At 51.3% G+C, this 14,883-nt stretch carries 8 protein-coding genes; 5 read left to right on the forward strand and 3 right to left on the reverse strand.

Annotated elements, in window-relative coordinates:
• Window positions 1–314: 314 nt before the first annotated feature.
• From infB to rimP, 3 genes are read right to left on the reverse strand one after another with little or no spacing between them, the layout of a single operon-like run.
• On the reverse strand, window positions 315–2,888 hold the full coding sequence (gene infB / locus MXE39_RS02065; RefSeq protein ID WP_246976697.1) for a translation initiation factor IF-2: 2,574 nt from the start codon (window positions 2,886–2,888) through the stop codon (window positions 315–317).
• Window positions 2,889–2,903: 15 nt separating this feature from the next.
• On the reverse strand, window positions 2,904–4,430 hold the full coding sequence (gene nusA / locus MXE39_RS02070) for a transcription termination factor NusA (protein WP_246976695.1): 1,527 nt from the start codon (window positions 4,428–4,430) through the stop codon (window positions 2,904–2,906).
• Between the two features lie 37 nt (window positions 4,431–4,467).
• A complete protein-coding gene (rimP, locus tag MXE39_RS02075) occupies window positions 4,468–4,947 on the reverse strand; it encodes a ribosome maturation factor RimP (protein WP_246976693.1) in 480 nt (159 codons plus the stop codon).
• Between the two features lie 1,330 nt (window positions 4,948–6,277).
• Between rimP and MXE39_RS02080 the strand changes: the two genes are divergently transcribed.
• The 5 genes from MXE39_RS02080 (at window position 6,278) to asnS (ending at window position 14,541) form a co-directional block, all read left to right on the forward strand.
• Entirely contained in the window at window positions 6,278–7,189 is a 912-nt protein-coding gene (locus MXE39_RS02080; RefSeq protein WP_246976691.1) for a LysR family transcriptional regulator, read from the forward strand.
• Window positions 7,190–8,389: 1,200 nt separating this feature from the next.
• Window positions 8,390–9,472 (forward strand): YeiH family protein, encoded by a 1,083-nt coding sequence (locus MXE39_RS02085; RefSeq protein ID WP_246976689.1) that lies wholly within the window; start codon window positions 8,390–8,392, stop codon window positions 9,470–9,472.
• A 1,607-nt stretch (window positions 9,473–11,079) separates the two neighbouring features.
• Window positions 11,080–11,559 carry a hypothetical protein gene (locus MXE39_RS02090; RefSeq protein WP_246976686.1) on the forward strand — a complete coding sequence of 160 codons (480 nt, stop codon included), beginning with the start codon at window positions 11,080–11,082 and terminating at the stop codon, window positions 11,557–11,559.
• A gap of 231 nt (window positions 11,560–11,790) precedes the next feature.
• The gene (locus tag MXE39_RS02095; protein WP_246976682.1) at window positions 11,791–12,633 is read left to right on the forward strand and encodes a hypothetical protein; all 843 of its coding nucleotides are present in this window, start codon (window positions 11,791–11,793) and stop codon (window positions 12,631–12,633) included.
• A 507-nt stretch (window positions 12,634–13,140) separates the two neighbouring features.
• On the forward strand, window positions 13,141–14,541 hold the full coding sequence (asnS, locus tag MXE39_RS02100; protein ID WP_246976679.1) for an asparagine--tRNA ligase: 1,401 nt from the start codon (window positions 13,141–13,143) through the stop codon (window positions 14,539–14,541).
• Window positions 14,542–14,883: the final 342 nt, after the last annotated feature.

Raw genomic sequence — 14,883 nt, forward strand, 5'->3', positions numbered from 1 at the left:
GGGCTGAGGCGGTGTACGTGCCTGCCCTGAGCTTTATGACCCTTATCAGGCATCACGGCCGTCAGGCGCAGCTGGTGCGTCTGCTCTGCGTGCAGAGGGGCCGGAAATACAAAAAAAGCCTCATCCTTATCTAAAGCATGAAGCCTTTTTCATGAAAGGGGCTGACTGCACCTGCTGCCCTGCCAACTCATTAAGCCATATGGGTATGAGTTTTTGGGCGGAGGCACAGCAGCCCCACGTGCTCCATCTGGCGGCAGTGACTGCAGCACATTGCGCTGCAGTACTATGCTGCCTCAGGGGCTGGTAAAGCGTAACTACAGAGTACGCTTGACCTCGACGTTCTCGAACACTTCGATCTGGTCTCCAACGCGTACGTCCTGGTAGTTCTTAACGCAGATACCGCACTCGTTGCCGTTCTTGACCTCGCTGACGTCATCCTTGAAGCGACGCAGGGAATCGAGCTCGCCTTCGTAGATAACAACGTTGTCACGCAGCACGCGGATTGGAGCGGAACGCTTGACCACGCCTTCGGTAACCATACAGCCAGCGATGAAGCCGAACTTTGGATGACGGAATACTTCACGCACATCAGCAAGACCGATAATGCGCTGCTGAACTTCAGCCTTGAGCATACCTGACATGGCGCTCTTAACGTCATCGATGAGGTCGTAAATAACACTGTAGTAGTGCAGGTCAACACCCTCAGTCTCAATTACGCGGCGGGCTGGAGCATCAGCACGGACGTTGAAGCCCACGATAATTGCGGAGGATGCGGTAGCCAGAGTGGCGTCAGTTTCGGTAATACCACCAACACCTGAGCCGATGATATTAACCTTAACCTCGTCAGTAGCCAGCTTGTTAAGAGCATCAGAGATAGCCTCAACAGAGCCCTGAGTATCGGCCTTAAGCACAACATTGAGCTCGGAAGCCTGGTTGTCCTTGAACATGTTCTCAAGTTTGGCCTTCTGCTGCTTGGCAATCTTGAGTTCACGGAACTTGCCCTGACGGAACAGAGCAACTTCACGGGCCTTCTTTTCGTCACGTACTACGGTAACTTCGTCACCGGCATCAGGAACACCAGACAGACCGAAGATCTCAACAGGTACGGATGGACCGGCATCGTCGAGGTTCTGACCCTTTTCATTACGTAAGGAACGTACACGGCCATACTCAAGACCACACAGAACCACGTCACCCTTGTGCAGAGTACCCTCACGTACCAGTACGGAGGCAACAGGACCACGGCCCTTATCAAGACGGGACTCGATAACAACACCAGAAGCCAGGCCTTCAGCTACGGCAGTCAGCTCAAGAACCTCAGACTGTAACAGAATGGCTTCTAATAACTCATCAACGCCCTGACCAGTCTTGGCGGATACCTCAACGAACTGCACCTCGCCACCCATGGACTCAGGGATAACGCCATGCTGAATAAGCTCGTTGGTAACGCGCATAGGCTCGGCACCTGGCTTATCAATCTTGTTAATAGCCACGATTAAAGGAACCTTGGCGGCGTTGGCGTGCTGGATAGCTTCCAGAGTCTGAGGCATTACGCCGTCGTCAGCAGCTACTACCAGAACTACGATGTCGGTTACCTGAGCACCACGGGCACGCATTGCGGTAAAGGCGGCGTGACCTGGGGTATCAAGGAAGGTAATACCTGAACCACGGGTATCAACGTGGTAAGCACCAATACGCTGGGTAATACCACCGGCTTCACCGGCAGCTACCTTGGACTTGCGGATGAAGTCCAGCAGAGAGGTCTTACCATGGTCAACGTGACCCATGATGGTAACAACAGGAGCACGTGGCTGAGCCTTGGCGTCAACCTGACGATCGGCGAGCAGGGACTCCTCAAGCTCGTTCTCCTTACGCAGAACAGCCTTGTGGCCCATTTCCTCAACAACGATCTGAGCGGTACCCTGATCAATAACCTGGTTGATGGTTACCATTTCGCCCAGCTTCATCAGGCACTTGATAACCTCGGCGCTCTTAACGGCCATCTTCTGAGCCAGCTCGGCAACAGTAATGGTCTCGCCCAGAATAACTTCACGTGATACAGGTGCAACTGGACGGTTGAAGCCATGCTGCTGCTGGTTAGCCTTGGCTGCGCCGCTTACAGAACGCTGATTGCGGGTCTGTACCTTCTTGCCTGTACGGCCACCACGGCCTGCAAATCCGGAAGTGTCGCTGTCTTCGCGCTTCTTGGTAACAGTCTTGCCGCCAGTGCGGTCACTGGTACGGTGACGGCCACGGTTCTCTTCTTCACGCTCCTGACGGGCCTCAGCCTCACGAACGTAAACAGAAGCGGTGCTTAAGCCGTCAGACTCATTAATACGACGACGCTCTTCTTCTTCAGCAGCCCAGCGCTCTTCATTTTCCTCAGCAAGGCGACGGGCCTCTTCGGCCTGACGTGCAGTCTCAAGCTCAAGCTTGCGGGCCTGCTCTTCTTCCTGAGCACGCTTTAACTTGGCAGTCTCAGCGTCTTCCTCTACGCGGTTCTTGTCCTGAGCCTTTTCAGCATTGGCAGCTGCTGCAGCCTGAGCGGCAGCTTTGGCCCTGGCCTCGGCCTCAGCGCGGGCAGCAGCATCAGCAGCAGCCTTGGCCTTTGCCTCTTCCCTGGCTTTGGCTTCAGCTTCAGCCCTGGCTTTGGCCTCGGCTTCAGCTGCGGCCTTGGCCTTTGCTGCGGCCTCTGCCTCAAGACGCTCTTTCTCTTCCTGCTCCTTGCGCAGCTGCTCAGCGTCGAAATTCAGCTTTTTCTTGTGAACAACCTGTACAACCTTACGCTTGCCGGTGGAATCCTGCACCTTAACAGTTGAGTGGGCAGAACGATTTAAAGACATGCGCTTAGGAGACTTTTCCTCAGTGGTTTTGGTCTCATCTACCATATGTTACTTTCCCCTTTACTGTTGAGCTGCATCGGTCTGAGGCTCTTCCTGAGACTCACCGTTGGTGCTCTCATCCTTAAACCAGGTAAGATTGCGGGCGTTCATGATGATATCGCCGGCACGCTGCTCATCGATACCCAGATCGAGAAGGTCATCGATGGCCTGCTCAGCCAGATCTTCCATGGTCTTAATACCCTTGCCAACCAGAGCAATGGCCAGCTCGGTATCAATACCTGGAACCTTGATTAATTCGTCTGCACCCTGTCTCTTGAGCTCGTCCTCATGAGCGGCAATTGCCTTACGGGCGTTATCCTGCAGAGCCTTGACCAGCTCCTCGTCCAGTCCCTCAATCTCAAGGAACTCTTCAGCTGGAACGTAGGCAACTTCCTCAAGAGTGTGGAAGCCGGCATCGGCCAGAACCTGAGCGAACTCCTCGTCAATGTCGAGATTCTCAACAAAGAACTTGACGATCTGAGCAGCTTCCTCAGCAAGCTCGCGATCCATGTCGCTCTCAGCCTTAACCTGAAGATTCCAGCCCAGAACCTGGGAGGCCAGACGTACATTCTGACCATTACGGCCAATGGCCAGAGCCAGATTGTCGTCAGCAACAGCCAGATCAATGCTGTGGCTTTCATCGTTAATAACGATACGGGAAACCTCAGCCGGCTCCATGGCATTGGTAACGTACTGGGCGAGGTTTTCATCCCACAGAACGATATCAATGCGCTCACCGGAAAGCTCATTAGAAACGGCCATTACACGGGCACCGCGCATACCGATACACGCACCGCGTGGGTCAATGCGCTTGTCCTTGGAGCGTACGGAAATCTTGGCACGTGAGCCTGGGTCACGGGCGACGCCCATGATCTCAATGACGTCCTGACCAATCTCAGGAACCTCAATGCGGAACAGCTCAGCAAGGAACTCAGGAGCAGTACGTGAACATACCAGCTGTGGACCCTTGCCCTCAGGCTTGATGTCAATTAACAGAACGCGGATACGATCGCCACGGCCAAAGGTCTCGTGAGGGATCATCTGATCACGGCGCAGAATACCGTCAGCACCATTACCCAGATCAAGAATCATGAACTCACGGCCAGGACGCTTTACAGTAGCGTTTACAACGTGACCAAGGCGATCGCGCTGCTCGGCAATAAGCTGCTCACGCTCGGCATTCTTAACTTTCTGGGAAAGAACCTGCTTGGCAGTCTGAATGGTGATACGGTCAAAAGTTACTGAAGGGATTTCATCCTCAACGATGTCACCCTCAGCAATGTTTGGATATTCTTCACGGGCGGCAGCCAGGGAGATTTCCTGAGCAGGGTTGGCCAGCGGACCGTCGGTGTCCACTACTACCCAGCGACGGAAGGTGGTGTAATTGCCTTCCTTATGGTCAATCTCAACGCGTACATCAATATCTACTGTGTACTTCTTCTTGGTGGCTGTTGCCAAAGCAGTTTCCAAAGCCTCGTAAATCTTCTCCTTTGGAATTGCTCTCTCATTGGAGAGCGCCTCGGCTATCGCAATGATTTCCTTACCCATCTGGTATAACCTCTTTGATGATGCCTTAGCATCTCTCCTAAATTAATGCTGAAAAATCCGGGACAATACGTGCCACTGAAACATTCTCAAAAGCGATTACAAACTCGCTGTTGGCATTCTTGTCCATGACGGTAAAGCTTCCGTCCTCGGCAACACTTAACAGTTTGCCCTCAATCTTTCTGCGCCCTTCGGAGGCAATCTTTAAAGAAACTGTGACCTCCTGACCTGTACTGGCAGCCAGCTGCTCCCTGGTAAAAAGAATGCGATCCATACCAGGTGACGAAACTTCCAGAATATAGGCCGGATCAATTAAATCAGCTGTGTCCAGCAGGGGTGACAGCGTGTTGGTGATTTCACCACAGGCATCGGCATCTACACCGTCTTTGCCTTCTACAAAAATCTGCAAATGTGCGGTATTTCTACCGGCACGATAACGTAGTCCCCACAGCTCCATGCCATATGATTGGACTATTGGCTCGATGAGCTCCTGAAGCTTCTGCTCTAAACTTCCAGCCATTAATACCTCTTAAAAAACAGGGTCTGCGCCGAAATCTACCACTGTCCTTTATCACTGAGACACAGTTTCCGACTTACCCTCACTGCAGGGCTGAAAACGTCGCAGCCTCTGCTCCCGTCCCGGCATTCAGCCGGATGCAATCCGTACTTAACCGGAAATCTTTCCATGACAAGGCAAATGCTCACCCTGGTCCGATCCACTGCTTGAGCCTGAGCGGCTTTAAAACAGACAGCACTGTTACAGGCATAAAGAACACTGTGCCGGTAAAGTGCATGAAGTCTGAAATTAAGGAAGAAAAGATGTGCCTGAAAGACTGCTGAGTGGATTTTTGGAAATAAAAAAGCCCCGATACTGGGGCTTCTTTTAAAAGTTGCACCTGATTTGCAGGGCAACTTTAATGTCTCTGACGCCTGCGGTCTTGCAGCTGGTCAGAAAACAGGAAATCTGCCTGCACGCCATCGGGCGATGACGTAGTGGCAATGACTTACGGGATGAATCACAGACAGTCCCGTACAGCGGGTCATTTGAGCCACCATCCTCCGAACTGAAGCCTGTACAGAACACAGGAAATGATATGCAGTCCAAAGTGGCTCAATTTATACCATTTAAGGGGCTCAAATGCAAGCAAAATCCCTGAAAATCACCGATCTCAGGCCCCTGAAAATGCTGCCCTGCCCCCCATAACAGCACATAAGTTGTTACAACTGCCCATGGCAGTCATCAACAGTAAGTGCCCCCCGACCTGTTTAAGCGCAACAAAAGCAGGCTTGAGCAGCCTGCAAATAAGGCATACATGCGATTTCAGCCAGACTGTCCAACCCCCATCCCGTCCATCGGCAACTGCATCATCACCTCAGGTGTCCCCAACTTATGCTTTATGTTGTCAGGCTGAACAGTTACTGATGTTCATATACGCCATGGTCTCTGTGCTATGCTTGAAATGCTACTGTCAGGGAATAACATGTATGCCCAGACCAGCTCATTACTGCCAGGTACCATGCAAGGCAATTTCAAAAAATACGCTGCGCATAAGCAAGTCACCTTGTAAGTAATGCCATGGGCCCGGCTTTGTCTGCATAAAGCTTAAGCTGCATACATGCGGGTTAAGGTGTATGCATACAGGTAAAATTGCATGCAGGTTTAAGGTGCATACATAAAGGTAAAATTGCATGCAGGTTAAGGTGCATGCAGGTTAATGTGAATGAATGAATGCATGCATGCTGATTAGGCTGTATGTTATGAGGCCGCGATAATGGCAGCGGGGCCACAAAACGCCATGATTACAACAGCCTGACCTGTCTAAACAGGACTGTTTCAGAGGGACAGAACTATGCCAGACTTCAGACTAAAAGTATTCTATTCTGCAGCCAGGAATCTGTCCTTTACCAAGGCAGCCCAGGATCTGTTTATCAGCCAGCCGGCAGTAACCCGCCATATCAAGAATCTTGAAGATCAGTACCAGGCCCTGCTTTTTGAACGCCAGGGCAACAAGATTGCTCTTACCGAGGCCGGCGAGCTGCTGCTTCACCATACCGATCGCATTTTGCAGGAGTACCACGCTCTTAACTATGAAATGCATCTGCTGCATAACGATCATGTGGGACAGCTGCGCATGGGCGCCAGCACCACCATTGCCCAGTATGTTCTGCCGCCCTACCTGGCCCGCTTCATTGAGGACTTCCCTCACGCAGATATTTCCATGCTCAATGGCAACTCACGATTTATCGAGCGTTCCCTTGATGAAAGAACCATTGATCTGGGCCTTATAGAGGGCATCACCCGCATGCCTACTTTCACCTATACTCCATTTATGGAAGATGAGCTGACCATACTTACTGCAGCCAAAAACAAAATCGGTCTCAATGGTCGGCTGACCATTGAAGAGTTCATGACCCTGCCTCTGGTGCTGCGTGAACATGGTTCAGGTACCCTTGATGCTATTGAGCATGCCCTTGTAAGTCGCGGCATCAAGCTCAGGGACCTCAACATCAAGATTTACCTTGGCAATACCGAGGCCATCAAACTGTTTACCCAGAACTCGGAAAACCTCTGTATTCTCTCGCGCTATGCTGTTGCCCGCGAGGTCCAGCAGGGACTGCTGCGCCCTCTTACTGTAGAGGACATCAAGTTCACCCGCTCCCTGTGTTTTGTACAGTCCCCTGGCCCCCAGATGGCTATGACCATACGCTTTATCGATTACGTAAAAAAGCTCGCCCAGCAGGCATCCCCGCTCACATTCTAAAGTTCCTGCCACTTCGAGCTTCCCTGTCCAGTCCCCATCCCCACCGTAAAAATCTGCTGCCACACAAAGCAGCGCAGCACAGGCGCTGCAGCACACTGCAGCAGTGCAGCTGCGCTTCTGCGCCGCTGCGGTGCTCTGCAGCATTGCCAGCCTGTCCACTGCAGCAATATGCGACCATGTCAGCCTGTCTGCTGAGGCCTGCAGCACTGCCAGTCTGTCCACTCAGACAAAGAAGTGCAGATATCCACTGTCACTGATAACCTCAGTTTATGGACACTCATATCCACAGAGGGCCCAAGGGCCTCAGCCATGCCCTGGACCGTGACGCCGCATTTATGGGCCTGTTTTGATCTTTGCGCACGGCGTGCTTGCCGAGGCCTCGATGGGCTGGGCTGGACAATACCTGGAATGACAGGAGTTGCTCTGCAATCAAGTGGAGTATGTCACCTCTGCGTAACAGGTATAACTTATGGCACAGAGGCCCAGGATATTAGCTCCGCAAACGTATGCGCACTGTTATTCCTTACAGCTAAGGCTAATGCCGGTGTATGGCTGCGCAACAATACAGATTAAATTATCAGTACTCGCAAATATTTCAATTTTTCCCTACAGCTGCGGGCTTTTGTTTGACTGGCAGTTGCTCAGTCCTGATTTTACTGCCTGAATATTCACCCGGTTATACCTTGTGACCCTGTAACCGTAAACGCTTGCGATGCACGCATTCATGATAACCATAGTGAGGGGAAACAAATTACAGTACCTCGCAAAATCATGGCAAATTTCACATCAGTAAATTTCTAATCAAATCAGCTCCCCCAAAACATTCTTTTCCCGCACCTTGCCATGGCCTTCAATTAAAAATGCTGTAAAAACGGGCTGTTTTTAAATACATTGTATTATTCCACAGGAAAAATTTGACAGTAAAACCATTCCTTATATGCGGACAATTTTATCTTTTGTGTTCGTTTGATTATATACCAAAATCCTTATTTTTATGGGCTTTCATCCAATTACTCTTATGCCTGGCTCTTAAGCCGTTATAACAAAATGTTATAGTGCATTACCAAATAGTATTAGATCTGATTTTGCATTTGGCGTATCTTGATGGCGTTCCCAAGGGGGATGACACTGACAGGGCCCGCCAGTCAATCGCTTCACAGGAATGCAGAAGCCTTAATTTTACTTGCATGAGACCAACCTATGTTTTCCAAAGGTCAACGTGTCGGCACCCTGAGTGGTGTGATGTTAATTGCCGTTTTTTCCTTTGCCTCGTTCTATATCGCTCAGTTTGAGGCTGTTAAGAAACTCTCTTTGAGTCCATTGATCATAGGCATCATTATAGGAACGGTTTACGCCAACACATTACGAAACAGGCTGCCAGAGCAATGGGTTCCAGGAATCAAATTCTGCACTAAGCAAATCCTGAGAACAGGCATTGTGCTCTTTGGCTTCAGACTTACTCTTTCAGATGTCTATGCCGTAGGTCTTCCTGCCTTTGTAGTAGACCTTGTTATTGTAGTCAGCACTATTTTACTGGGCATACTCTTTGGCAAAATGCTCAAAATGGACGAGCAGACTGCACTTATGACCTCAACAGGCAGTGCTATCTGCGGAGCTGCTGCCGTTCTGGGCGCTGAATCTGTTGTGCGCTGCCCTGGCCACATCACCGCTGTAGCTGTGTCAACAGTTGTTATCTTCGGAACCATTGCCATGTTCCTCTACCCTGCAATGTATTACGCAGGCTGGCTGGACGCACTTGGTGACATGGGAACAGCGATTTATACCGGTGCTACCCTGCACGAGGTAGCCCATGTGGCAGCTGCCGGTAATGCCATGGATCCTTCAGATGCCCTGGGCATTGCAGGCACAGCAACCATTACCAAGATGATTCGCGTCATGATGCTTGCTCCGGTACTGGTAATCATGGCCATGGCTCTTTCCTGGCAGCGTGCCCGCCGCGCTGAGCAGAGCAGCCACCAGCAAAAATCACAGATAACCATTCCGTACTTTGCCATAGGATTTCTGGTTGTAATCGTGATTAACACCTTTATTCAGGATGCCTGCGGTGCTCAAACCGTCAAGGAGATCCCGCTTAACGGTACCATTGAGTATATAGACACCTTTATGCTCACCATGGCAATGACCGCCCTTGGCACAGATACCAGCTTTGACAAATTCAAGGCAGCCGGCTCCCGACCTTTTGTCCTGGCACTGATGCTCTTTGCATGGCTCATGGGCGCAGGCTACTGCCTGGCACTCTATGTTCCAGCCATGTTCAGCTGATGCAGCACTGCATGCCGGAGCCCAGATGATGCAGCCCTGCACGCCGGATCCCGGCTGTTGCAACACTGAATGCCGGTGCCCGGCTGTTGCAACACTGAATGCCGGTGCCAGGCTGGTGCAGCACTGCATGCCGGAGCCCGGCTGGTGCAGCACTGCACGCCGGAGCCCGGCTGGTGCAGCACTGCACGCCGGAGCCCGGCTAATGCAGCACTGCATGCCGGTGATCAGCTTCCTGAGCACCGGCATATCAAGACTCAGCAGCCCATCAAAGCATATGGTAAACAATGCTTTATCCCTGTGCTGATGACCATACCGCAATAAGGCCTGGACCTGACTGACAGATGCCAGGTTAATGGCTGGGTCAAAGGCAGATCCTGAGGAGGGGCAGATTCAGGCCCTCCCGGGTTATCAGCAAAAAGTTATTATTCTCACATACTTACAGATTTCAGTTAAAAATCACATGTATATCTATTTCAGATCAAATATTTAGCCCGGTCTGTAAAAATTTCGCTTGAATTTTTTAACGATTTCCATTAAAAACATACTAACAACTACAATGTCGTCAGTCATCTTGCATAGGGGTGACTGGCATCCTGATTTATGGCAGACAAAAATGCCACCATGCGCTCCTCTTAAAAAGGATGCAGCATAAAAACGAAAAACGACTTAAGATTTCTGTGTAGCAGACATTATCCGGATATCACCCGTTCCGGATCAGCAATACATTACATGCTTTTGCACTGACAGCAGACAAACTTCAGTGTCTTTAAGATAATAAAATCCAGCAGGAGCTGACCTGACAACCACATCTGCTGACGCAGACATATGTGCACAACACAAATGGTCCAGCCATTGGACCAGCACAGTCAGCCCTTTAACCTCTTATCAGTTCTATACATCACTTCTAACCTGAAGCTTAAATCACGCGAACCTGGTCAACTGGCATGCATCCGTAAAAGCACAGATGCAAGGCTGATGTACCTCATCTGCGGCAATGCCTCACAACAAACTTCCCTCAAAATCAGCTGCTATAGCCCCTCTATAAAAAGCCACCAAATCTTAAGGCCCCCCATAACCATCTTTACGGCACAAATCAGTCCGTAACTGACTTTGCGGCCAATTCACCCGCCCTGTTCTGCGACCTCAATAAGTGCTTCCAGACCAGCAGCCGCAGTACAGTTCATACCTTTATCCAAACGTTCATTTACCCCACTGAACTGCAGATTAACATGCTGATACCAGGGCCATGTCCAAGCATATGACGACGCGCATATTTATCGCAAGCTGCGCAATTTGGCCGGGCTTTAGTGCTAAAATTACTTTCCATTGCGCGTCCGGTTAAGCGGTTCTGAGCATCATAAGGTATTGCAGCTCCTGTGTTTTCAAGTTCCCTGCAACCAGGATCCATGACCACAAAGCTGCCAGCAGCACCTGCTCGCCATTGCTCTGTAATGCCAGAGCATCAGGACCTGCACCTGCCTTTATCGACTGCAAGTCTCCAAAGGCCAGATTACAGTCCCGTCTGCATTTTCAGCTTTTTCCAGCTGCTCCTGCATCATCCTGACGCTGCTTACCCTTGTATTGGCAACTCTTTTCCTGTGGATATCATGGCCAGGTTTTTCAAATCCCTTAAGTTAATCAGCCTTGCAGCTGCCGCGTTTTTTGCAGCTTCCTGTCAGTCCCTGCCTGAGGGCGCCAGCGCTCCCAGCCTGAAAATTGAAAGTCTGGCTCTGGACGGCAGCGGCGACAATCCTCACTTCATCATCACCTATATCCTGGAGCACAAGTCAGCTACCTCTCTTCCTATCAAGAGCGTTAAGGCTGATGTTTTCGTAAACAATGTGCAGACAGCTACTGTCAGCCAGAACATGAAGGGCGATATTCTTCCAGCAAATGAAAAGCACAAGTTCACCCTCGAGGTTCCTGTAAACCTCAGCGGCAGTGCTTCCATTGACTCCATGACCAACAATCCTCTGCTGGTCCTGCAGGGCTCCTGCGCTGTTACCGTAAGATTTACAGATGAAGAAGAGCTCAGCGCCTTCAACCCAAGCAGCAGCTACACCGGCCTGGTCAAGGTCATCAAGTAATACCGCTTTAGATCCAGAACCGCACCATAAAGGCCTCCATAAGAGAGCATCCCTATGGCCAGGTCGATTTATGGACACATCCTTTATGGCAGTGCGACTGACGGCCTGCGCGGAGGCACTTCACGGGTCTGCAGCCCAGCCAGTGGCCTACGGTACTGTCCACATTACTAAAGTTAAATCATAAGGAACGGAGCTGATCTCTTCTTTGCTCCAGAACAACAGGTTATTGTCATGGCTTTTCATATTCAGTCCAGCCAGTCTTTTGAGCCGCGTGTAGGCACAGCTCAGTTCATCTTCGGCGTGATTTATGTTCTTATCACCCTGATTTCCCTTTCCCTTGCTTTTTACGTGCGCTCCCAGGGCCAGGACGGCTATCTGCAGCTGTTTATGTCAGGTCTGTTTGCCATAATGGCTTTCAAGTCCTTCTTCATCAGCCGCCGTATCAAGAACCTCCTTAACAACGGCACCTACTGTGAAGCCTCTGTAGAAAGCTGCGAGCCTGTTCGTGGCATTACCGTTATCAAGGGCACCATTGATGTACCTGAGTTTGGCATTATCCACATTGAGTCCCGCCTGGTAGGTGAGGCTCCGGCACACGAAATCAACCGCTTCCTTCAGGACAAGAAGCAGACCATGCTGCCTGCTCTGATTGTAGGCGCCAACACCGGCCGCCCACGTGGCATGTTCACCATCAAATGCAAGAACGGTCACTTTGTTGAGGACAGTGCTTCTCTCAAGTCCCAGCAGCCAGAGCAGGCTGCCAATACCGATAAGACCAGCGCATCTGAAACTGCCTCTGATTCTGCAGGCGCTGTTGCAGGCTTCGGCTCCGGCGCTGCCGCAGCTGCCGTTGCCGCAGCCGCTGTAGTCGCCGCTGAAGCAGCTGCTGACGAAGCTGCTGCAGCTCCAGCTGATGCCGGTGAACCAGTAGCAGATACTGTTGCTAACGCTTCCGAAATGGCCTCTGAGTCATCTGAAAAGCAGGAGCAGCAGGCCGTACAGGCTCAGGATGAGCTGTCAGCTGAGCCAGCTGCAGCAGCTGAGGCTGCCAGCACCGATGCTGACAATGCTTAAGCTCGTTTTCTGGCATCTCAGGGCTGCGCCTGTAAATGAGCGCCCGCCCCTTTGAGATCCACACAGGGCCGGTTTCTTTAAGGGACCGGCCCTGTTCATTTTGTAGCAGTCAGGAACACGCCGTTTTGCTGTCCATGATTCAGTATGGGCATATGCTATGCCCCTGTTACAGGTCTGCAGCAGCTGTAAATTGCACCGCAACAGTGAATCTTAAGGACTATGCGCACTTTTGAGCCTCTAAGCCTCAAACCTCCTGAGTGTTGTGAGCAGCTGCTCAGACAGCCCGGGACAGCTGTCCGGGACAGAGAGCGGCAATGGCTGCAGGACCGGCTGACTGCCTCCTGTTTTGGCCGTGATGCTGATAAAAAACAGCTTGCATAGTTTGGCGTGCTATCTTACGATGTAAGATTGATTTTTTTCTGCATTTGCAGGGAAAACATAAGTAATGGGCCACGTGCTGAACAAGCCCGATGCCGGGGCCTGGTTGTTTTAATTTAGGAGCACATAATGTCTCTTGTTGCTATTAAAGATGTATTAAACCATCAGTGTTCTGTAGGTGATACAGTCACTATCGGAGGCTGGATTCGTACCCGCCGTGACTCTAAGGCCGGCTTTTCTTTCCTGGCTGTCAATGATGGTTCCTGCTTCAATAATATCCAGGTAGTAGCAGGTGCAGATCTGAGCAATTACGAGAGCGAAATCTTAAAGCTGACAACCTCATGCTCAGTAATGGTCGAAGGTGAGCTGGTTGAATCCCAGGGTCAGGGCCAGGATGTTGAAATCAAGGCCGCCAAGGTTCAGGTTCTGGGCTTTGTTGAGGATCCTGACACCTATCCAATGTCTGCCAAGCGCCACTCTGTCGAGTACCTGCGCGAATACGCCCACTTACGTCCACGCACCAACCTTATTGGTGCTGTAATGCGTATCCGTAACTCCCTGGCTTATGCTCTGCACTCATTCTTCCAGGAGCGCGGATTCATGTGGGTCTCCACCCCTATCGTAACCGCCTCTGACTGTGAGGGTGCCGGTGAGATGTTTACCGTAACCAACTTTGACCTTGAGAATCTGCCAAAGAACGATCAGGGCAAGGTTGATTACAGCCAGGACTTCTTCGGCAAGCACGCCTACCTGACCGTATCTGGCCAGCTCAACGTAGAGACCTATGCCTGTGCCTATTCCAAGGTTTACACCTTTGGTCCTACATTCCGTGCCGAAGACTCCAACACCACCCGTCACCTGGCCGAGTTCTGGATGCTTGAGCCTGAGATGGCCTTTACCGATCTCGACGGCTGCGCCTCTGTAGCTGAGGACATGCTCAAGTATGTCTTCAGGCGCATCCTTACTGAGCGTGCTGACGATATGGCCTTCATTGCCGAGCGTGTCGACAAGAACGCCATCACCCGTCTTGAGGACTTCATCAAGGCTGACTTTGCCCGCGTTGACTACACCGACGCCATTGAGATTCTCAAGAACTGCGGCAAGAAGTTTGAGTACCCTGTTAAGTGGGGTATCGACCTGCAGTCTGAGCACGAACGCTACCTTGCCGAAGAGCACTTCAAGTCCCCTGTAGTTGTTAAGAACTACCCTAAGGACATCAAGGCCTTCTACATGCGCCAGAACGACGATGGCAAGACTGTAGCTGCCATGGACGTGCTGGCTCCAGGCATTGGCGAGATTATCGGCGGCTCCCAGCGTGAGGACCGTCTTGAGCTGCTCGACAAGCGTATGGAAGAGATGGGCCTTAACAAGGACTCCTACTACTGGTATCGTGACCTGCGCCGCTATGGCTCCGTGCCTCACTCCGGCTTCGGTCTGGGCTTTGAGCGTCTGATTGTCTACATTACCGGTGTTGGTAACGTACGTGACGCCATTCCATTCCCACGTACCCCACGTAACGCTGACTTCTAATTCAGCTCCTCGCATCAGCAGCCGGCTGCACAGCACTGCAGCCGATCCGCTGACAGCCCTGCTCAGTGCAACGCACTGAGCATACAAAGCCCGGCCCCTGCCGGGCTTTTTGCTTTCCGCCCAGCGTACAGAGCACAGAAATACCATGCCAGGTCATGGCCACCTGCGCCTCTGACTGTGCTCATGACTGTGCCCCTCCACCTTATAGCCTTCCCACAGACCATATCATCAGCCGGGCCACTGCAATATCTTCAAGCCATATGTACACTCTGATAAGCATGCCTTTGTGAGGATTAAATACCTCTGCCTGATCATGCCTGCACCAGGCTGAGGACAAGACTA

Source organism: Anaerobiospirillum sp. NML120511 (assembly GCF_023050955.1).
Classification (GTDB): domain Bacteria; phylum Pseudomonadota; class Gammaproteobacteria; order Enterobacterales; family Succinivibrionaceae; genus Anaerobiospirillum.

Bases quoted from the DNA above. Each gene is read 5' to 3' on its own strand.
- MXE39_RS02080 (WP_246976691.1), top strand. From the start codon at position 6,278: ATGCCAGACTTCAGACTAAAAGTATTCTATTCTGCAGCCAGGAATCTG.
- nusA (WP_246976695.1), bottom strand. From the start codon at position 4,430: ATGGGTAAGGAAATCATTGCGATAGCCGAGGCGCTCTCCAATGAGAGA.
- asnS (WP_246976679.1), top strand. From the start codon at position 13,141: ATGTCTCTTGTTGCTATTAAAGATGTATTAAACCATCAGTGTTCTGTA.
- rimP (WP_246976693.1), bottom strand. From the start codon at position 4,947: ATGGCTGGAAGTTTAGAGCAGAAGCTTCAGGAGCTCATCGAGCCAATA.
- MXE39_RS02095 (WP_246976682.1), top strand. From the start codon at position 11,791: ATGGCTTTTCATATTCAGTCCAGCCAGTCTTTTGAGCCGCGTGTAGGC.
- MXE39_RS02090 (WP_246976686.1), top strand. From the start codon at position 11,080: ATGGCCAGGTTTTTCAAATCCCTTAAGTTAATCAGCCTTGCAGCTGCC.
- infB (WP_246976697.1), bottom strand. From the start codon at position 2,888: ATGGTAGATGAGACCAAAACCACTGAGGAAAAGTCTCCTAAGCGCATG.
- MXE39_RS02085 (WP_246976689.1), top strand. From the start codon at position 8,390: ATGTTTTCCAAAGGTCAACGTGTCGGCACCCTGAGTGGTGTGATGTTA.